Below are 21,467 nucleotides of genomic sequence, written 5' to 3'. Positions count from 1 at the left end.
GAAACGATATCATTGGATGTATCTAGCCGAGACCTCTCTGTCCCTTCTATTCTAGCTCTTATTAATAATTGGGAAACTACTATATTTATCAATAATTGATTATTTGCCCCTAAACATACGAGCCGAGCCGTTGTAAAACATTTGAGAGCCACCTATGAATAAAGAAAATACATATGAATTAGGACAAACTTATATTAGGTTTGATTTTAAAGCTAATGAAGAATTCAAGATTGCTCTGGAAAGATATCTACTTCATAAAGGAAAAAAGTATGCAAACGAGTTTTATCATAAAGAATTAGTTTATGAAGAATTTTATTTCATAGTTGAAACTGAAGAAGGCTCATTAAAATCAAGACTTAAGATTTTTGGTAAAATTGCAGTTGGAGCATTAATAGCTTACGGAGGGATAAGAGCTGGAGCAGATTATTTAATTAGAGATAATCGGAGAATAACTAATCTTATTGTTGAAGACATTGCAAACGAACCAAATATAAATCCAAATTCTATAGGAAGAGTTGAAAGGCGATTAGGAGTTCCAGGAAAACTTAAAAGACTTTACGATGATATTCAACATTTGGAAAGTAATCGGGAAAATCTGACCGAACAAGAACAAAGAGACCTAATAAACAGAATTTCTAATAGGTATGACAATTTAATTAATGAGCTAGACCAACCAGTAGTTGAACAGATACAAGATGATTTAGAGCAGAAAGATATTTACCCTCAAATTCGACAATTAAGGGAACAAAATCGACTTCCCATTAATAACGATGATTACCAATTGCCGAGATTGAGAGCAATTCGGGAAGACGAAGATTATGAATTAAGAAATGAGGTTTTATTGATTGGAGAAGATGAAATTGATGGCGAACCAAACTTACCACGACCGAACTAAAAAACGTTTTACAACGGTCTGTATATGGTGTCGTGGCTGCCGTTAGGAAGCCATGCACTATATACCTTGTTGTGTTTTCGTGCTTTATTTTCTTTTTTGTTTTCAGCGTTTGGGCAGCCATACTCTTTGGCAAGTTTTGGGTTGTGGGGCTGCTTTAAGCGACTTGCCAATGTGTATGGATGCGAAGCGTTGGCTTCATAATCCAATTTCAGTTATCTTCTGATCAAAAGTCTTTCCGTCATAGTCAAATTCTCTGGAAATATCCTGCTGAGATGCAATTCCAAATCGGTTACTCATTTCATTATGCACTTCCCTCAGAGTATCAAAGTTCTCTTCTATGTTGGTGATTGTTCCATTGTTATCAATGCTTGACACTTTGCACTTGGAGAATACCGAAATCCTTGGTGGCTTTCCTTCCTCCTCAATTAAAACAACTGATTCCTTCGATTTCATTCTCACCGAAAAGTAACTTCCGTCCGGTTTAGTCAGATTGAAATTCATGTTCTTGTTTGACTTATGAAAAGGTCTGGCTCGATCTTTTTTTTCAAGTATAGCCATTGCTTTCATCAGCTTTTTCAGTTCATCTCTGAATAATGGCGTATCAAGGTCATTGTGGGCCAGAGGATTCAGTAAAGCATCTTTGAAGGTCTTTAAGTCAGCAAGTTCTGAGTAGTCAATACCGTCTTCAATACAAAAGCCTTCCAGATTAAGAAGCATATCATTGAGTTTAGCGTCTATCAAAACGTTTGCATCATCTCTACTCGGGACTTTCCTGTATTTAGGAGGAAGTAGGTTAGTAAGACAGCTTTCAATTTCCTTCCTTAGGTAAATGGCACAGGCCGGGTAATCGTGCTGCTTAAAATAATCTTCTGCGGTTTGTAGGCTTGTCTTGAGAGGCTTAAAATAGGGTTGAGCGCGCTTAGCTAATTCATCCTGATACATTTCTAACACGATCCAGTCTCTCTTTTTTCCTGATGTTTCAATTTTACGTTTTGCAAATTCATAAAATGATCGGTCATGAGTCATCATCAAAAGTTGATAATCTGCACTGTATCGATTAAGCAATAGATTTAAGACTACATCTCGGTTGCTCATGTCCAAACTCAATAACATGTCATCAATGGTCAGAAGTTTGAGTTCAGAGGTGTTTGGGCGATTTGTCCAATCTTCTAAAATGGCAAATCGAATGCTTAAACCAATGCTTGTCCACTTGGCCTCATTCAAAAATGAGTGTGCACGTTTCAAGACATTTCTCCGGCCTTCATATCGCGGTATTTTTAGAATTACTTTTGGGTCTGTCCAATTGAGGTTGTCGGCTGTAACTCCTGCTCTGGCAGGTTCATAATCTAGTTTGATTTCAAAGTTCTGACCGAAATCATTCTCAAGAATTTCATTTGCTCTAGTAACTCTGTCTCTGAGGTAGGATTTAAACTTTCTGTTGAATTTCTTGAGCTTTCGCTCATACGTTTGGTACTTCTTGTAGTCTTTCTTTACTGCTTCTTCTGGATGAAGGCGCATTGTTGGGTTAGGATAAACTTCTGTGTCAGGTTCGTCAAAGTCCTTTACCTTTTTCGGACCCTGTTTTATTTCTTTGTAAACATCTCCAAGACTGTTTACACGGCTGATGCGGTCAATAATGATGTACGGAAAAATTTCATCTTCAAACCAGCCGAACAGATTATTATCCTTGGAATGCTTGACATGGTGCAAGCGGAACAACACCCGATAATTGATGAAATCGCTGGCCATGCCGCTTTCACGGACATCAGAGTTTCCTTGAATAGCAGCTATGGTAGAATCATCACCATTGATTAGATATCCTTTTTGATTTCCAGCCCCGTCATCAAGAACAGCTTTGATATAGGGTTTTTGGGATTGTGCAGTGGTGGCATGAATGTTTACTAGACCTTTTTCATGGCCTTTGGTAAAGTATTCTTTGATTTTATTTTTTCCATCATTGCCTTGTTTAAAAGCACTCTCTAGCAACGTGTAGATTGCCCAATAGATGGTGGATTTACCGCTGCCGTTTTCTCCATAAATGAGCAGGTTCTTTCCTCCAATTTCTAAAAGCGGACTTTTAGGATCATGCTTAGGGAAGAACTTGAAGTTCTGGATATGGAGTTCGTGCAGTCTCATGAGCCGGTTACTTCATTGATTCTTCTGATAATTTCACTGCGGCTTTCCGAAACCAAAATGCGATTACGAATAGGATTATCTTTTTGCTGCAATTCGTAATACACCTTTTGGATGCTGGCTTTCTTCTCTTCAGGATTCATTTCGGAAATGTCTGGGAAAGTCTTTTCGTTGATGAACTGCAAAACATCCAACTTTTTGGATTTCATCTCTTCTTCAAAGTAAAGTTCATAAACCATCATATCGAGTACATTTTCAAGTAGTTCTGTGATGGATTCTTCACTTATATTTTCGAATACTTCACTTACTTCAGAACTGTTTATAAATGTCAAATATTCAGAAAGTGTCTCAACTTTGGTTTCCAATGAGAGATTATTTGGCAATGGGATTGGAAGCAACTCTATATACATTTTATTCCATTGATTAGTCCCTTGTCCTGTGGAAGAAGTTATCTTATCCATGTACCATTGAATTACTCTTGAGTTAAGACAACCTAAGAGATACTTTAAATGCTTACCACTCATAAAATATGATGGATTTGATACGTAGGTTGACTTATTATCATATGCAAAAGCTGGACGATCGGTTATCGCAAGCCAAACAAGTTTTTCATCTTCTAATTGCATTATATATGCGCAATTCCGAAGGTTTGTCCAATGATCACCTTGGTCTGTGCGATCAATTAGAGTTTGATATGTACCATCTGGTTTCTGTACGGCAAGTGGTGAGTCTTTGTCCTTATACTTGAGTAAATGATCGTATATAATGGGATAGTCTCTTTCGACATTTATCCTAGGAATAGCTTCTGTTCCTTTTTGCCTGTTCTCTCTAACTCCATTATGAGGGTAGATAGCATAATTGTCATTAAATTCATAACGCCAACGTCTTATTTCTCTACCTCTAATTAATCGCTTAATAATGTTTTCATTATTCGGATCTTGTTGAATTAACTCTTTCCTTTTCTGCCCATCGATGTAGAAAGCTTCATTAAAGCCAGTTAACATTCCTCTATAAAATTCTACATCCCAGTTTTTCAAAGTAACGCCTGCTTCTTTAATCCTATTTAATATTGAAAAATCCATTGGTTCTAGAATAATCCAACCTTCATCTGAAAGTGAATCCAGCATTATTCTATTCTCAGTGAAATAATCCTGTATGGATTGTTTTATGTTGAAATCACTTTTAACGGCAACAGCTTCCAATTCACCACTAAATTCTTTGTTCTTAGCAAGCAAAATGTTTGCTTCTACTGTCGCAGCAGGAAAGATTTGGGTGTCTTCAAAGTTCAGCAGCTTTACCGGATTAGAAACACTAGAAAAAATATTCCTAAGAGTAGCACCGAAGTTAGTTCTCATCCATGTATTTGAAGTTATGTAACATAGTGTTCCGTCATCTACTAATAGTTCAAACCCCTTTTCATAGAATAAACAATAGATATCACTTGTGCCACTGAAAGTCTTGAAATGAGATTGTGAAAGTCTATCTCTTTCAGTTTTATTCATTTTTTGTAACTGAATGTATGGCGGGTTTCCAATCATTACATCAAAACCACCTCGTTCAAATACATCCATAAAGTAGAGATGCCAAAGGAAGTACGGGCGTTCATCTGTTTCCTGAATCTTGAGCAAATTGGCTTTCGTTTCCTGAATTTTTTCCAAATCAGAAACAAAACCATCGAATTTTTTTCGAGCGTTTTTATTAAGGTTAGCAGGGTTTCCAGCTTCTGCAATAAATCTATTTAGCTGTTGCTCCCGCAGGTGGATATTAAACTGAATATGGTCTTCGACCAATGCATTTATTTGCTGACGGATTTCCTTTTTACGCTCGGCATCTTCAATGGTAAAAAACTCATTAATAAGCGCTTTGATTTTTTTTGAAGTATCACTTTTGGCAAAGGTGATCTTCATTTGGTCTTCTTTTATATTGCCGAACAGGTCACGCTCTGGCTCATAGATTTTTTCACCTTTTGGTAATGCAATTTGACTTAGATCTATTCCTTCGTATTGTTCCAGCAAGCTGTTTCCTTGCATAATCTTGTAGTCAAGGTTGGGAAGCGGATGTGGATTTACTTCTTCCACTACCAATGCGAGCCAAAAACGGAGTTGTGCAATGTCCACCGCACCCTTTTCAATATCCACCCCATAAATGGAATTTTGAATAATGCTCTTTTTGGTAGCGGCAGGGTCAAAAGGCTGGTTGGTTTTCAGATAAGGATAAATAAAACGCTTAGCATCAAAAATCTCTTGCAACATCCCAATCGGGAAGGCTCCAGAACCAATGGCCGGGTCGCAGACCTTAATATCATCCAATAGCTGATTGACTTGGGAAGCGTTGTCTCTTTCGGCCAGAAATGCTGAAACAGTATGTTGTCGAATGAAATCGTCAATGTCCTGTCGTTTGCCAAAATGGTTGTACAAATACTGGATCAGACTTTCCTGACACATGTACTGCACAATTTCCTTTGGTGTGTAGAAAGCCCCTTTCTCACGGTTTTCTTCCAGCAGGTTTTCGAAAATATGTCCGAGCATTTCCGGGTCGATTCCCACTTCATGATCGTCCGGACTATTCTCATCAATGGTGAAATTATATTGCTCAAAAAATTCCAGTAATTCTTCAAAGTAGCTTCTTGGAAAATCTACTTTAAGTGTTGCCTTGTTCTTTTCGGGTTCAAACAATCCACCATTCAGATAAGGTACGTGTGAGCCATTGAGCCTTCCTTCCAAACCATCAATATGAAATTCACCTTTGGGGCGTTTGGTATTGAGTGTTTCAAAGAAAAGTTTGGTCAGACATTGGCTGTGAAAATTTTCTTTGCCGGTGAACTCCTCAAAGAGCAACTGCATGAAGCGTTTCTCTCCGTCCATCCATTCGTTAGATTGAGAAGAGCAGCCCATCCAACCTTTCTTTTGCAAGAAATGTAGGAACACGATCCGACCGAGCAGTTTCTTTACAAAATCTCGAATTGGTTTTTCCTTCTTCTCAGGTTCTTCTTTTTCGGCATCAATCAGTTCATCCCGCCATGGTGATTCAGCAAGGTATTTCCAAAACTTCTCATAATGGATTTTATAGGATTTGAAGAACTCTCGGTTCAGGGCTTCCACCGAAAAGACCTGTTGAAGCTCTTTGATAGTAGCCTTTCCTGCTTCTTTTTTTGGGATAAGTGTTAGTAGTCGTTTAGCTGCTGTGGTACATGCTTCATTTGGCCCCAAGAGATAAGTATATCGCTTAGGTTTAGTCTCGCCTTTAATGAACTCACCCGTTTCCATGTCCAAGGCGGACCATTTGGCAATGAACGAGAAGCGATAATCCTTTTGATTTGGACTGTGGAAGAAGACAATAGCACCGTGGGTAATGTCCTGATCAATGTGTTTGATAGCAATGTCTCGCAATTCCTTTCGGTTACGGGCAATGACCACATTGTCGGTTATTTCTACTTCAAAAATGGCCAAAGACTTTTCATCATCTAAGGTGATTCGCCCGATCTGTTTTCCTTGAACCACTTTTTCGTGTTCTTCAAATAGAGCCTGAGCCTGAGAGAAGTATTGCACCTTTTTAAAAAACATGGGCAAAAGCTCTTTCCAGTAGTCAAAACTGTAGGGCTGTTGCAGTATCCGTTTTAAGTCCTTTTCTCTCATAATTATTTCACAAAGCTTTCTGAAATGATGATTTCAGGATTCAGTGACTTTTTCAATTTTGGTTTTGCTTCTCCATCTTCATCCTGTATGGTTTGCAATGGATAGCTTTTTAGTATTTCTAAAATCTTTTCAAGGATGATAGCCGGCTTCAAAGGAGACTTGTTAACTGCTCGTTTTAATTTGTTGATGTCCCGCTGCAATCGCTGAAAGCGGCCTTGTCTAATAGCTTCTTTTGCTTTTATGATTAAGCCTCTTTCTTCTTCATTGGTAAATGGTAAATCCAACATAGCATCCAAATAAGCAATCGCACGCTTTTCATTCGGTCCCTGTGTTACATCAACCTTCTTGTCTCTTGCTTTTTCTGCTTCAATCAAGTCTGTGAATAAAGAAATGCCCGTTTGAACCTGATCGTGGTGTTGTTCATGAAGTTTTATTCCTTTCTCAACAGGTTCTGCCTCAAATATTTTTACAGTCTCTAGAAAGGTCAATTCCTCCGTTTCACCTTTATCATTCACTTTTACAAATGCATCTCGCTTTTGATCTTTGATATAGCAGATCGTTGATTTATCCAATTCATCATCCTTTCTCCCAACACGTGCTCTGAGTGGCATATTCTTGATCTTTTTGAACAGGCCAGGTGTTTCTTCTTTGATGTCTCGAATCATCATGAGATAAGCTAACTTTTCGTCTTTCTCTTCCTCTACGGCTTGGTCAAATAATCCGAAGGTTTCCGTTTCTTCATCAGGTGAATAAATCTGGCTGTCCTCTCCCAAAGCCGCATGAAAAGCTTGAAGTTTCATTATGGCTCGCTTCTCCAACTCTATGTCATTGTTCACTTTGGCCGTTGGGTAGAAGTTGAAAACGTAAACCTGCTTAGCCGTTGAGCCAATTCTGTTTACTCGACCAATTCGCTGCATCAGTCGAGTGGAATTCCAAGGGGTATCGTAGTTCACAATCACATTGGAACGGTGAAGGTTAACGCCCTCTGCCAATACTTCGGTTGTTAGAATGATATCATATTTGTTCTCCTGTTCTGTTTTTGGAAGGTTGGCATCAAAGTTTTTCCGAACTGTGGGCATTCGGTCTTTTCTCGACTTGCTATCCACTGAGATGATTCGCTGTGGAGTGTGTTTCGGCAATTCATCCATCAGGTATTGCGTGGTTTCCTTGCTTTCTGAGAACACTACCAATTTAGATTCAGGATTTATCTTTTTCTCCAGCAAACGAGTTTTCAAATACTCAATGAAGACATCTAACTTAGGGTCTTCCGTCACTTTCTGCCATTCAGCATTCAGTTGTTTTAATAGGTCATAATCCTGCTTCAAACCTGGAAGGAAATCATATTCGAAATCATCCGGTTCGCAAATGTCAATGGTTGGGTCTTCAATAGATTTTTCAATGATAAGTTCAAGAAGTTCTTCTTCTTTACCTTCATTGATCATATCTGACACAGGCAGATTTGGAGCAATGTAAATCTTACCATTTTCAAACATGGTAATCATGGCTTCTGTTGCACGGAAGAAACGAAACAGTGATTGTTTGAAGGCATAGAAGCTGCTGTCTATCCTTTTCACAAGCATGGTCTTCATGATCTTGGCCAATTGCTCCGAAATCATGTCGGCTTGCTTGTATTTCTCTTTCTTATGTGGTTTTAAGAAACGGATGGCTTGATACCGGAAATACTTTAGTCCTTGTGTTTTATGACTTAAAACATAGATAGTATGGTCGTACAAATCCTCTAAATGTGGTTCAAGTTCATAAAGTATTTTCTCTGGCTGCCGAACTGCTGGGAAATTGATACCCTGCTTCTTCAAGTCTTCTGAATACAGTTCATGAGCCATTAAATCGGTTCTTGTTCTGCGAACTGTGAGTGGCTCAATGATCTTCGTCCGGATTCTCTCGTAGATACGCTTTACACCTGTCTTGACTTGCTCAACATCAGGTTCATCTTTCAGCTTTTTGTAAGCATCTATCTGATTCCTGAAAAAGTGTTGCAAGTTGCCAATTTCAAGTGTTGAATTCTTGCTGTCCTGAAACAGATAAACAAGGTTGGCGATATCCTCTGGTTTGTTATTGAGTGGGGTGGCGGAAATTAGAATTACTCTTTTTGGAACGCCTGATCCATCTGGCAAAACTCGCTTCGTGGTTGTTTTACAGATTTTTTGCAACTCATTATACATTGTTGCAGTATCCGAACGGAATTTGTGAGCTTCATCTACAATGATTAGATCATAGCGTTCTAGACTTGTCAGCTTATGCAGACTTCCATTGGTAATAATCTTAACATTGTCCAGATTGAACTTTTCAATGGTTTCTGACCAGTTTTCTTTCAAAGCAGGTGGAACAATAATCAATGTTCTGGAACGATGTTCAGGAAAGCCGTTTGAGTAGAAGTACTTTTTGGCAATCAGGGTAGCAACAATGGTTTTACCCAGTCCAACCACATCAGCTAAGAAAAAGCCATTATGCTTTACCATCTTGGCATAGCCATCATTTACAGCATCTACCTGATAGGAGAGACGTTTGAATCCTCTTGGTAAGTCCGAGATAGAATTCGGATCAAACTCAATGCTCTTACCGAAATACTCAATTAAGAATTTGAGATAGATTTCATAAGGAGTGTAGTCATCATTTAGATAAGTATCCTTTTGAAGCTTCTCAATATAGTCTGTGTCAATTGGAACTGATTCCTCCCATAATTTCTCGAACGTCTCAGTAGCAAAATCAATGTCTGAGTTGTCTCTCAATTCTACATTAAATTCAAAGTTCTTTCCAAGGCCGGCATCAGTGAGATTGCTTGATCCTGTAATGACAGAACCATAGCCGTGATCATGTTTAATCTTTTCCCTGAAAATGTAAATCTTGGCGTGAATATTCTGCTTTGGGTGAACTTTGATTTTGACTTTTCCAGAAACAATATCCTTAATGAGCTGAAGCATTCCTTCTTCAACCTTTTTGTCATATTCAGCTTCTTGGATGTTTTTCTTTACTTCTTTAAAAAACTCTTCTTGAGCCTTTTCTGCGTTTGGGTCAAAGAGTAGCCCTTGTTGATTGGCTTCAAAAACAAGATGGTCAATGTTGATACCGACAAGAATTCTGATTTCAGCTGCTTTTTCAACAAATTCTCTAATCTGAAAATATCCTGAAGCACGGAAATACCCTACAAGCGCATCAAAGAAGTGGATATTCTTATGCTTGAATACACCCTCTAGTTTGTTGAGAAGCGTGTTCTTTTCTTCGTTGGTGAAAAACTTTGTACTCATAGGCTTTTCAGTGTTTCATTCAGTCCATCTTTTATATGCTTTAATTCTGAGAATTGCGACATAATGGAATGAACTATGAATTTCACTTCAACTTCTTTCAAGTCTCTTTCGAGAACCTTTGAGAATATTGGTAACATATCCTTTGTTGCTTCCCTTTCGTTGCGCTCAATCTTGCTCAGAATTGAAGTGTCAATGTCCAGTTCGGCAGCAACTTTTCTAAGTGGTAATCCAATATTTTCTCGTTGTTCCCGCAGGTATTCTCCAAATGAATCCATCTTGAATAATTCGTTTAGACGATTTCGTCAAAAGTAGAGATTATTCCTGTATTTTCCTTTCAGCGGGGAGGGAAAATTTTAGCTCTTTTGTTCTTTCTGATTTATGACTATAATTTAATCAGAATCAAACTTAAGACGGCTATAGCCCATCGCCGGCCAAGGCTTGAGAAATTTTCTACATTAGGGTTTATTAATCAATTCTGGAGGGTCTGTGCTTTGAAGCGTCGGGCCATAGCCAAGGCCTTTGGTAACAAGCTCCAAAAGTTTTGAAAGCGATAGGAACTAAAAGTGTTTGTATAACGCTTTTTCTTGCCCCTAATCAAAAAAGTTTAGCTGGTTAGCAAACAATGAGTATTTTAAAATCGTTATATCCCTAAACAACCTACTGACCAGTGCTCAAGAACCTACTTCTAGTCTCATTTGTTTTGTTATGCAATGTGATTTCTGCGCAAATTACATTAACACACAATATTGGTAACACCCCAATAAAAACAGACATGACTTCGTGCCAATATGAAGAGGCATGGGCAAGGGCTTTTACACTTTCTGATTTTGGCATAACCACAGCAGATCAGTTTTTAATCAATTCGGCTCAGGTAGCCATTAGCAATTCATATGATGGCGCCAGACTGGTGTTTAATTTTTACAGTCTTACCTCCGAGGCGCCCACCCAAAACCCACAACGAATTAGTTATGGAAATCTGGTATTGGCACCTGAAATTGGGGATACACCTGAAATCGTTCAGGTAAATTTTGATTCCCCGGTAGTCATACCTGCAGGCGTTGAACGAATTTTGGTAGAGGTCACGCAAATGGACGACATTTATAACGATGACTACAAAGAGGTTTTAATTGCGGGCACTGAATTTGACAATGACACCTCTTGGTTTAAAGGATGCAGGGAACATTATACGCATATTAGCACCGAAGACTTAAATCCAGCCGTTCCTGATGCCAATTTTTTTATAAATGTCACTGGAGAAATCCAAAACATTGCCCAAAGCGGTGCATCAGTAACTCTATCCCATAATTTATGTGACGATATCATAGAAACTCGAATACACTCGTGCTCCTCCTCTTATATTTATTGGGCAAGAGACTTTTATTTGGATGATTTTGGAATCTCTGACGATGAAGAATTTGTAATTAACTCTGGGCAAGTTGGTATTAATAAAGTAGGATGGCTTCCCGAAATAAGCTTCAATATTTATGAGATTGATGACAATTTTCCAGATTCATTTTCTGAAGCAGATTTAATAGGCAGTAGTCAATATCAACAACTTTCACCGAATATAGATAGGAATTCTCGAATTATAAATGTAGCCTTTGATACTCCTATCGTCGTCCCGGCTGAAGTCAATCGTATTCTTGTTGAAGTACATAAAGGAATTGTATATGGGGATGGCTTGGCATTTATTGCAGGTTCTAGCCAAGATACAGGTGTTTCATGGCAAAGAGGATGTACTAGAACCTCATCCGAACACGATTTCGGCTTTGACGAATACGTAGACACCCAAGATTTTGGAAGGCCTGATGCCAATTTTTACATCAATGTCACAGGAGACGTACATCACGTCACCAATAATTTTTCAATGAACATATCCAATGTCTGTTCAGAATTTTTAAAGGAATTCAGCGTGGCACCGGCTGGAAATATTGCTTCGGTAGTATGGGATTTTGGAGACCCTGCATCGGGGGGTGACAATAGTTCCAATGATTTATCACCCTTTCATGATTTTTCTTCTGACGGCAATTACACAATTACAGCCACGGTAACGGGTAATGATGGTACTGTTGAAGTATTGACGGAAACCATAGAGGCCAAAGAACCTCCAAATGCGTATGGCATAGATAACCTTTATGCTTGTGAAGACATCTTCGGCACTGGAGTTTCATCTTCGTTCGATGTTTCGCAGACTGTCGCACAAGTCTTGGGCGGCCAAAACAATATGAAACTTACCTTTATTGATGGGAGTGGGAATGAATATGAAACCTTACCCAATCCATTTACCAATACGATAAGGGATAGGGAAACCATAGTGGTCAGGGTAGCTCACGGCAATAATCTATGTTGTTATTCCGAAACGACATTTGACCTGATTGTACATCCGATTCCCGACCTTTCTTCAGTTACCGACCTCTTTGTTTGCAGCAATGGAACGGACGGATTTTCAACCTTCGATTTGGAACAGGTACAAAATATTATCTTGGCCGATTATACTTCAGCTTCCGTCTCATTTTATCGCGCCGATGGCAGTCCTATCGGGAACCCTTTAAATGCTGTGGAGAACCTTGTTGCCAATGAAGAGGTTATTACGGTACAGGTGGTGGAAAGTGTCAACAACTGCAATAACGAAGCTTCATTTCGATTAATGGTCAATCCACTTCCAATGGCGTATGAACCCGAAGTTTTGATTGGTTGTGATGATAATGGTGATGGCATTTCAGAATATTTTGACACTTCCAATGTGGAAACTCAGGTTACTGGGGGACAAATTGGTCTATCAGTATCCTACTTTGATGGAGATGGCAATGTATTGCCCAGCCCTTTACCCAATCCGTATACCAATTCGATCACCAATGACGAAACCATTACCGTAAGGGTAACCAACGAGGAGACCTACTGCCATGAAGAGACCCAGCTATTGCTGCGCACGTCTTCGCAGCCCCAATTGAATAGTCCGCAACCCGTCTACGCCTGTGATTTGGGAAATGGTTTCGCCCGATTTGACCTATCCCATGTTGAAGCTGAAATCTTGGGAAGTCAGACAGGGTTGGTCACACATTTTTTTCAAGAGGATGGCGTGGCATTGCCAAACCCGCTGCCCAGTTATTACGAAAATACCATAGCATGGAACCAAACCTTATTGGTACGTGTAGAAAATGAACTGAACAATTCATGCTATTCGGAAACAAGCGTTGACCTGGTGGTTACTGAACTGCCATCAACAGCCTTGTTAGAGGAAACATATTTTATATGTGGTTTGGAACCCTCATTGCGCATTCAAATAGAAACTGATTTTGAATATTACCAATGGACCCAACCGGAAGGCACTGTAATCTCCAACGCTTTTGAAACGATACTTACGAGCGAAGGAATGTATACCCTTACGATTGGTCAAACTACCAACGGTCTGTACTGCGAAAACCACTATGAATTTGAACTCGTTCGGTCTGAACTACCGACCATTATTGAAATAAAACGGCGAGAATTGTCGACCGATAATTTTATTAAAATTATAGCCTCTGGTGATGGGGATTTTGAATATTCGATAGATGGCGTGGTATTTCAAGACAGTAATTATTTCCCCAACATCCTTGGGGGCAACTACACGGTTATGGTCCGCGACAAAAAGGGCTGTGGAGAAGATAGCCAGCAAGTTACCCTTATCGATTATCCAAAGTTTTTTACCCCAAACAATGATGGTTTCAACGAATATTGGCAAATATTTGGCATAGAAGCGTTTCCAGACGCTCAAGTCTATATTTTTGACAGGTATGGAAAACTATTGGCCCAATTACGACCTGAAGACAAAGGTTGGGATGGTTTTTTCAATGGTAGGGAAATGATTTCTAACGATTATTGGTTCCGGGCCAATCTAGGAGAAGGCACCATTTTTTCGGGCCACTTTACTTTAAAAAGATAAAAGCCAGTTCTCACTTCATAAAAAATTGAATATCATCCAAATATTGACGACCCAAATTTGGAACCAGTGTTTTTGATAGAAATCCTCGATGAAATTAATAGTGAAATGGACAAATATTTTCAATTTGAAAATTTATGTTCAAATGAAAGTTTTAGGGTAATGTAAGACTATATCCTTTCCTTGAATGACGACTATATTAAAATCCAATTATATTCGAAATATTTCAAGCCTAAACCCTTTAGAAATTTTATTGACCGCTCTCATCATAGAAAGGATTGGTTTGATTTTAAGGAAACGGTGTACTATGAAATTCTAAAAGGCCAGACGTAATTAAAAAAATAAGGCCTGTGCATAAAAAAGTTTCTCATTGATTAGGTCAGAAATTTAAATCGACTTTAAATTGGTTTTTTTTAGTGGTTTTAGAATTTTAATATTCTCCTTACTGTTCGATTGTTTCTTAAAATTCATTACATTACCATATTGAAAGTCAATTTGATTTATTGTATATTAAATAGACCGTCAACAAATCGGTCAACAGATTTTGACAATAAGGCTGCGTCTCACAATATTCGTTGATTGAGGAAACAGGTTTGAATCCTGCCGAGGTCACTTTAAAAAACCCTGCATTGTAATGCAGGGTTTTTTATTTTTTTTAAGGTGTTTTACGACAATGCTGCTCACTAAACACGAATCAATTCAACTATTGTTTGCTCATCCTACCGAGGGCATAAATTCTTTCTCAATAGCTATTCGGAGCTGATAAACTTTCCGTCTTCTTTGATCAAAAGCAACTTTTTGCTAAATGGGCTTACCAAAGAAAGGTTCCATCCCGATGGGTGCGTATCAAATTTCACCTCTATAGACTCACCTTCCAGTTTTATCTTTAAACCTTCCATTTTTTTCCAAGTCGTTTTCGGATTTTCTTTTGATTTTAAGATCTTGCGATAAATCGAATACAATTGCCATTTGATTCTTTCATCCAAGGGCATGTCAAAGACTTCTTTTGAACCTAAACCTCGTTTTGAAAAATACACATAACCCCAATGCTCAGGTTCATGCATATTTATCACCCATTGAGGTGACCAAACCCAATTATACTCTGGTAGAAACTTACCTTGTTCATCTCTCTTTCTCGAATACTTTTCATCATTTAGGTCATAATCCCAATTGACCCTAGAAAAATTAATTCGCCAAAAATCACCTTTTGGAACCTTTCCTCCACGCGATACTTCCGTAATCACCGCCCAAGGCATGGCTATCTCAACACTCCAGCTGTCATCTATATCAGAAGCATTGTTCAATGTTCCGTTAATCGATACAGCCGTTTTTATGCCTTGAATATCCCAACTATCAATTATTTTACCATGGTTACGATAGGGCTTTGTCAAGAATAAATCCCAAACGGTATTCAAGGCGTTCATCTCAAACTCATAATAATTATGAGTATCCCCATCGGGGTCTATAAATATTTCAAAATCATTGTTGTAGAAAATAACGGTATCTCGTTGTTTGAGAGTGGCCCAGATATGAGGTTCTTCCATTTCTGCATAGAAATATAGATACTCCTCATCATAAACCATTTTCATGCGCGTTTTGTATTTTGGTTTGATCATACCTTCTATATCGATAAAATCATCGCTCCACAAGGCTTTATCCCACGTGGTTTCATTCGCAAGGCCATCAACAACAATTTCATCGGCCCTTTCATAGGCTACATAAACCTTCGGCCCTTCTTGGGCTTCTAGTCTAATCAACAAAAAGAATATAGATATTAGAATTAGCCTTGACAATTTAGGCAATGAAAGTAAGTAATACTGGAGCATTCGATTGATAGTTTGGTAAGCGGCAAAAGTATGTATTAAAGAGAACTCATTTGAAACTGAAAATCCATTTTTATGAAATCGGCAAAAGTTTATGTAGTTTCAGTAAGCTTTACCAATATCTCGATTACATTGTAACAATTATTACCTAGCCGTATTTGCGTTACCATAACTTTGCACCAAATTAAAACCTATGGACTTCATCTTAGACCCTTGGCCTTGGTTCGTTACAGGCCCTTTGATTGCACTAGTCATGCTGTTACTCATCTTTTTTGGAAAAACCTTTGGGATGTCAAGCAACCTGAGGACATTCTGCAGTATTGGAGGCGCGGGAAAGTATTCAGACTTCTTTAGGTTCGATTGGAAAGCGCAACGCTGGAACCTAACTGTGGTATTGGGCGCCATTATAGGCGGCTTTCTAGCAACAAGCGTATTATCGAACAGCGCGGCTATTGATCTGAACCCCGAAACCGTTACAGATTTACAAGAATTGGGTTTCGAAAATGCAGGAAAAAGTCTTTTGCCACCGGAAATCTATGCTTGGGAATATGCCCTAAGCCTTAAAGGTCTCGCTATTCTAATAATTGCCGGGTTTTTAGTGGGTTTCGGCACCCGTTATGCAGGTGGCTGTACCTCTGGACACGCCATTACGGGCCTTAGCAATTTACAGTTACCCTCTCTCATTGCCGTAATCGGATTTTTTATTGGAGGATTGATTATGACCCACTTTTTGTTACCCTTAATTTTTTAAAATGAAATTTTTCAAATTTTTATTGGTCGGAATCTTTTTTGGAATTGTTCTCGTTAAATCGGAAGCCGTGTCGTGGTACCGAATTTTTGAAATGTTCAAATTTCAATCATTTCACATGTACGGAATCATTGGTTCTGCAGTCACCTTGGGTATTGTATTCGTCTTTTTGATCAAAAAACTCAAGGTCAAAAGTATTGAAGGAAAGGAAATTAATTTACCACCAAAAGAGAAGAGCGTCACCCGGTACTTATTTGGGGGCACCATTTTTGGACTTGGCTGGGCATTGGCAGGTGCCTGCCCTGGACCCATGTACATATTAGTCGGCACAGGGGTTTTTAGTATGCTCATCGTTATAGCTGCTGCTATTTTAGGAACCTTCGCATACGGTGTGCTACGCAACAAACTACCGCATTAAACGGTCAATCTATTAGCCGATTTTTTTTTAGACGATTTCGGCATTAAGGCCCGCCTGTAGCAATTTACTGCATCGGGGCTTTAAATCGTTGTACTCACCAGTTTTGACAGTACATTTTCCGTTATAATGAACAATAATAGAGCATTGCTCGGCCTGTTCCGGTGTGTGCTCGCACACATCGATCAAGGTTTCGATTACATGATCGAAAGTATTCACATCATCATTAAAAAGAATAATTTCGTTCTGCTTTACAACTGCCTCCTCTAAAAGTAATTCTTCAGAATATTTCTCTTTCAAACCCATACTCATCGATTTTAATTAATGAGACTCTTTCTAAAATACGTATTTTACTGCTACCCAATTATTTCTTGAAAGATTTTTTTCAAATTTTAATCCACAGCTAGTACATTTTTCAGATATCGCAAAAATATCGTCTTCATAGAACCCACTCACAAAAAGAGTGCCATTAGCCATTAAATTGGAAGCATACGTAGGTATGTCAGCCAAAAGAATATTTCTATTGATATTGGCCAGAATTACATCATACTTTTTTGACCCTAACAAACTAACATCTCCTTCAAAAACCTGCACCTGATCGACACCGTTACGCTCTACATTTTCGAGGGCATTGTGGTAACACCAATTGTCAATATCTATGGCATCTACGCTTCTGGCACCTTTCATGGCTGCCAAAATGGCCAGAACGCCAGTGCCGCTGCCCATATCTAGAACCGTCTTACCTTCAAAGTTATGGTCAAGTATAAATTGGAGCATCATATGGGTAGTTTCATGATGCCCCGTGCCAAAACTCATCTTAGGCTCAATGATTATATCAAAAGGCACATCGGGTTTTTCATGAAAAGGTGCTCGAACCATACATTGTTCGGCTACCTGTATAGGGGTAAAGTTCTTTTCCCAAGTGGCGTTCCAGTTTTCTTGTTCTATTTCCTTCTTTTCAAAAGAAATATCAAAATCGGCATTCTTAAGAATTTCTATGGAGTCCATTATTGCTTCTTCAAACTCTTCCTTTTGAATATAGGCCAGTACACCTGTTTCATTTTCCACAAAACTTTCAAAACCTGCTTCCCCCAATTCGGCAATTAGAATATCTGTCGCTGGTTGTAACGGTGAAACGCTAAAACTATATTCTATGTAAATGGTATTCTCCATAAAAATCAAAGAGGAGTGCAGAACACTCCCCTATTTAATTAATTCTTTCAACAAATTTTTAGATAGCCTCAATTATGGCCACAAAATCATCGGCTTTTAAAGAAGCTCCACCAATAAGTCCACCGTCAACATCGGGCTTACCAAATATCTCTTTTGCATTGGCCGGTTTTACGCTACCACCGTATAAAATAGATACATCGTTTGCCACTGAAGTGTCATAAGCCTCGGTAATGGTTTTTCGAATGAAAGCATGCATTTCTTGTGCTTGTTCAGGAGATGCGGTTTCGCCGGTACCAATGGCCCAGACCGGCTCATAGGCCAAAATAATCTTGCTCCAAGAAGAGGCGTCTAAAGAAAACAATGCGTTTTTTAATTGGCTTTCCACTACGTTGAAATGATTTTCAGACTTACGGTCTTCAAGCTCTTCCCCAAAACAGAACATTACCCTCATATTTTTATCAAGTGCGGCAGCGACTTTTTTAGCCAATATCTCATCGGTTTCATTAAAATAGGCTCTTCTCTCAGAATGACCTAAAATCACAGTATCAACACCAATATTTAAAAGCATATCGGCCGAAATTTCTCCGGTATACGCGCCGTTTTCCGCAAAGTGCATATTTTGAGCTATCACCTTAACAACTGATGATTCTAAACTACGTACCGCACCAGCCAAATTTACAAAGGTAGGTGCTACCATTACCTCAGCGTTCGTATCTGGCAGTTTGGCTGCCAACTCGCTCAATAACGCCTCGGTTTCTTCGGCATTCTTGTTCATTTTCCAGTTTCCGGCAACTATTTTACTTCTCATTTTCTTTATTCTTTGTTTAGGTAATTAGTTAATCTTTTAAATAATATGTCAGTCGAATTTCAAATCGTTCAAATCGTTGTAATGCACTTTTTGAACGATGGTTCCTTTGTGCAAAACCAAAACACCAGGGTTTGACCTGACGATGGTTTTTAAGGTTGTCTCATCAGTGAAATAAAATTCAAAAGCTAGTTTATACTGATCGATAAGGGCCTGGGTCTGCTCTTCATTGGATGCCGACATGCCGATTACCTTATAACCTGTATCTAAAGCCTTATCGGTTATTGATTTTACTTCAGGATAAATAGCTTCGTTTGTCTTTCTCAAGTCATAAGCTATAACCATCACAAGTTTCGGTTCTTGCAAAAGACCCGAAGAAAAGTCCTCACCCCCTTGTTCTATGGTAAAATCGTGTATCGGCGGCTCATAACCCTTCTGCACTTCGGTTGTCTCCACATCGACGAACTCACCATCTACCTGTGGATAATCACCTTGAGTAACTATAATCTTATCTTCACCATTCACTTTGAATCGCCAAGCGTAATCGTATATTGGTTTGGGCGCATCTTCTGGAACTGTCATACCCTCCTCTATGTTAGCACCTATTTTATACGGTCTAAAGTCGATGACAGGTAAATGGTTGAGAACATAGTTACAATAAACGATACAAACCAGAACCGAAAAAACAATTACAATTCTTCTTATCTTGATATCAAAGAGAGGCGTAATATATTTTTGTCCTATGAACAAAAGCACTATCAATACAAGTAGAATAATATCTTTTGTGAAAGATTCCCACGGGGTCAATTTGATGGCGTCTCCAAAACAACCGCAGTCGGTGACTTTATTGTAGTATGCCGAGTAGAAGGTCAAAAATGTGAAACCCACTATCATCAACAAAAGACTCCATACGGTAAATTTCACCCTAAAACCGACCAATAGCATAACGCCTAACAACACTTCAAAAATTACCACGAAAATTGAAATCGCCAAAGCGTAAGGTTCAAAAACAGGAAGGTCAAGAACACCTTGACTAAAGTATTCTTCGAGCTTAAATGAAAAACCTACCGGGTCGTTCAGCTTGATAAACCCACTTATGATAAAGAGTATCCCAACAAAAATTCGACTTATGGCTACCAGATATCTCATGAACTACTCCCCTTTTTCGTTTAAATGAATCATAGCGAAAACAGCATAATTGACCATGTCTTGATAATTGGCATCGATACCCTCGCTCACGATGGTCTTTCCTTTGTTATCCTCTATTTGCTTTACCCGAAGTAATTTTTGCAGAATAAGATCGGTCAAAGAACTAATGCGCATGTCACGCCAAGCCTCACCGTAGTCATGGTTCTTATTTTCCATGAGGGCCTTGGTAGCGGCCGAATGCTTATCATACAACTCTAAAGACTCCTTCAATTGCATATCAGGCTGGGCAGCTACCCCCTTTTCAAGTTGTACAAGGGCCATCAATGAATAGTTGATGATGCCGATAAACTCTGAGCGTTCTCCTTCGTTTACCTTTCGCACCTCATTTTCTTGCAACCCTCTTATGCGCTGAGCCTTGATAAATATCTGGTCCGTTAAGGAAGGTAGCCTTAAAATCCTCCACGCACTACCGTAATCCTTCATTTTCTTTTCAAATAGATTACGACAAGTTTTTATCACCTCATCGTACTGCTGGGAAGTTTCAGGCATGGATATCGTTTCTAATTTGCGTAAATTTCACACAAAATTTTGAATTGCTCAAAGTTCGTGTTTTAAACTTGGTTATTCAAATGTTACCGCTTGAACTTTACGTAAAATGACCATCAATTGCAAAGGCCAACTCATTGACCTCAAATCGCCCAAAGTAATGGGCATTCTGAATATTACACCCGATTCTTTCTATGGCGGAAGCCGGTTTTCAGATTCTAAATCAGTATTGAAACGAACCGAGGCAATGCTTGCTGAAGGAGCCACCTTTATCGATATTGGCGCATATAGTTCACGCCCCGGGGCCGCCCATGTAAGCGAAGTAGAAGAACTTGGCCGCATTGTACCGATTATCGAACTATTGATAAAAGAGTTTCCCTTAATTCAAATTTCTATTGATACTTTCAGAAGCAAGGTGGCTGCCGAGTGCATTCAGAACGGCGCCTCGTTGATCAACGATATCTCGGCAGGTCTACTTGATGAACAGATGCTCTCCACCGTGGCAAAACTAAAAGTACCTTACATCATGATGCACATGAAAGGAGACCCGAAAAACATGCAATCAAAAACCGAATATCAAAATCTCATTAACGACATACGCAAGTACTTTTCTGAGCGCCTAAGACTAGCAAAAGACCTCGGCATTGTTGATATCGTCATAGACCCAGGGTTCGGTTTTGCCAAAACCTTAGAGCAGAACTATGAACTACTTTCAAACCTCGAGCTGTTCAGGAATATCGAGCACCCGCTATTGGTCGGCGTTAGCCGAAAGTCGATGATTTACAAATTGCTTGACAAACAACCAGAAGAAGCTCTTAATGGCACTACAGCGCTCAACATGGCCGCGCTTCTTAAAGGCGCTAATATTTTAAGGGTTCACGACGTTAAAGAAGCAGTTGGATGTGTTAAACTTGCAGAACAGTTAAAGAGCGAATTTATTTCCTAATTTTACAAAAACCATCC

Annotated in this window: 15 protein-coding genes; 5 read left to right on the top strand and 10 right to left on the bottom strand. The window is 39.0% G+C overall.

Annotation, left to right across the window (positions count from 1 at the left end):
* Window positions 1–154 precede the first annotated feature (154 nt).
* Window positions 155–895: a hypothetical protein gene (locus IL356_RS08745; RefSeq protein ID WP_121849835.1), complete on the top strand. Its 741-nt coding sequence runs from the start codon at window positions 155–157 to the stop codon at window positions 893–895.
* A gap of 195 nt (window positions 896–1,090) precedes the next feature.
* Here the strand turns inward: IL356_RS08745 and IL356_RS08740 are convergent, their stop codons facing one another.
* Genes IL356_RS08740 through IL356_RS08725 form a run of 4 tightly spaced genes read right to left on the bottom strand, consistent with a single transcriptional unit; the run spans window position 1,091 to window position 10,201 of the window.
* The gene (locus IL356_RS08740) at window positions 1,091–3,031 is read right to left on the bottom strand and encodes an ATP-binding protein (protein ID WP_121849837.1); all 1,941 of its coding nucleotides are present in this window, start codon (window positions 3,029–3,031) and stop codon (window positions 1,091–1,093) included.
* Window positions 3,028–6,663, bottom strand: a complete 3,636-nt coding sequence (locus tag IL356_RS08735; RefSeq protein WP_121849838.1) for an Eco57I restriction-modification methylase domain-containing protein — start codon at window positions 6,661–6,663, stop codon at window positions 3,028–3,030. Before IL356_RS08735 ends, IL356_RS08740 begins: the two co-directional genes overlap by 4 nt.
* Window positions 6,664–6,665: 2 nt before the next feature.
* Window positions 6,666–9,926: a helicase-related protein gene (locus tag IL356_RS08730; RefSeq protein ID WP_121849839.1), complete on the bottom strand. Its 3,261-nt coding sequence runs from the start codon at window positions 9,924–9,926 to the stop codon at window positions 6,666–6,668.
* Entirely contained in the window at window positions 9,923–10,201 is a 279-nt protein-coding gene (locus IL356_RS08725) for a helix-turn-helix domain-containing protein (protein ID WP_121849840.1), read from the bottom strand. The genes IL356_RS08730 and IL356_RS08725 overlap by 4 nt, the downstream gene beginning before the upstream one ends.
* A gap of 497 nt (window positions 10,202–10,698) precedes the next feature.
* On the opposite strand from IL356_RS08725, the gene IL356_RS08720 reads away from it, so the two are divergent.
* Complete coding sequence (locus IL356_RS08720) at window positions 10,699–13,848, top strand: T9SS type B sorting domain-containing protein (RefSeq protein ID WP_121849841.1); 3,150 nt, start codon at window positions 10,699–10,701, stop codon at window positions 13,846–13,848.
* A 746-nt stretch (window positions 13,849–14,594) separates the two neighbouring features.
* On the opposite strand, the gene IL356_RS08715 is transcribed toward IL356_RS08720, so the two are convergent.
* Window positions 14,595–15,602 (bottom strand): carbohydrate-binding family 9-like protein, encoded by a 1,008-nt coding sequence (locus IL356_RS08715; protein ID WP_225621419.1) that lies wholly within the window; start codon window positions 15,600–15,602, stop codon window positions 14,595–14,597.
* 259 nt (window positions 15,603–15,861) lie between these two features.
* Here IL356_RS08715 and IL356_RS08710 point away from each other — a divergent pair, with 259 nt between their 5' ends.
* Both IL356_RS08710 and IL356_RS08705 read left to right on the top strand, forming a co-directional pair.
* A complete protein-coding gene (locus IL356_RS08710; protein ID WP_121849843.1) occupies window positions 15,862–16,419 on the top strand; it encodes a YeeE/YedE family protein in 558 nt (185 codons plus the stop codon).
* Window position 16,420: 1 nt separating this feature from the next.
* Window positions 16,421–16,834 (top strand): DUF6691 family protein, encoded by a 414-nt coding sequence (locus IL356_RS08705; protein ID WP_121849844.1) that lies wholly within the window; start codon window positions 16,421–16,423, stop codon window positions 16,832–16,834.
* Between the two features lie 27 nt (window positions 16,835–16,861).
* Here the strand turns inward: IL356_RS08705 and IL356_RS08700 are convergent, their stop codons facing one another.
* From IL356_RS08700 to IL356_RS08680, 5 genes are read right to left on the bottom strand one after another with little or no spacing between them, the layout of a single operon-like run.
* Window positions 16,862–17,137 (bottom strand): ATP-dependent Clp protease adaptor ClpS, encoded by a 276-nt coding sequence (locus IL356_RS08700; protein ID WP_121850770.1) that lies wholly within the window; start codon window positions 17,135–17,137, stop codon window positions 16,862–16,864.
* Window positions 17,138–17,167: 30 nt separating this feature from the next.
* Window positions 17,168–18,004: a 50S ribosomal protein L11 methyltransferase gene (prmA, locus tag IL356_RS08695; RefSeq protein ID WP_121849845.1), complete on the bottom strand. Its 837-nt coding sequence runs from the start codon at window positions 18,002–18,004 to the stop codon at window positions 17,168–17,170.
* A gap of 58 nt (window positions 18,005–18,062) precedes the next feature.
* Entirely contained in the window at window positions 18,063–18,812 is a 750-nt protein-coding gene (gene tpiA, locus IL356_RS08690; RefSeq protein WP_121849846.1) for a triose-phosphate isomerase, read from the bottom strand.
* Window positions 18,813–18,860: 48 nt separating this feature from the next.
* Window positions 18,861–19,958, bottom strand: coding sequence for a BT_3928 family protein (locus IL356_RS08685; RefSeq protein WP_121849847.1), 1,098 nt, complete (start codon window positions 19,956–19,958; stop codon window positions 18,861–18,863).
* A 3-nt stretch (window positions 19,959–19,961) separates the two neighbouring features.
* Complete coding sequence (locus tag IL356_RS08680) at window positions 19,962–20,507, bottom strand: DUF1599 domain-containing protein (protein ID WP_121849848.1); 546 nt, start codon at window positions 20,505–20,507, stop codon at window positions 19,962–19,964.
* A 106-nt stretch (window positions 20,508–20,613) separates the two neighbouring features.
* On the opposite strand from IL356_RS08680, the gene folP reads away from it, so the two are divergent.
* A complete protein-coding gene (gene folP / locus IL356_RS08675; RefSeq protein ID WP_121849849.1) occupies window positions 20,614–21,450 on the top strand; it encodes a dihydropteroate synthase in 837 nt (278 codons plus the stop codon).
* Window positions 21,451–21,467: the final 17 nt, after the last annotated feature.

Origin of the sequence: Euzebyella marina (assembly GCF_014855515.1) — a bacterium.
Lineage (GTDB): Bacteria > Bacteroidota > Bacteroidia > Flavobacteriales > Flavobacteriaceae > Euzebyella > Euzebyella marina.
Note: the sequence above shows the minus strand (reverse complement) of the source record. Positions and strands in the feature narration are given on the sequence as shown.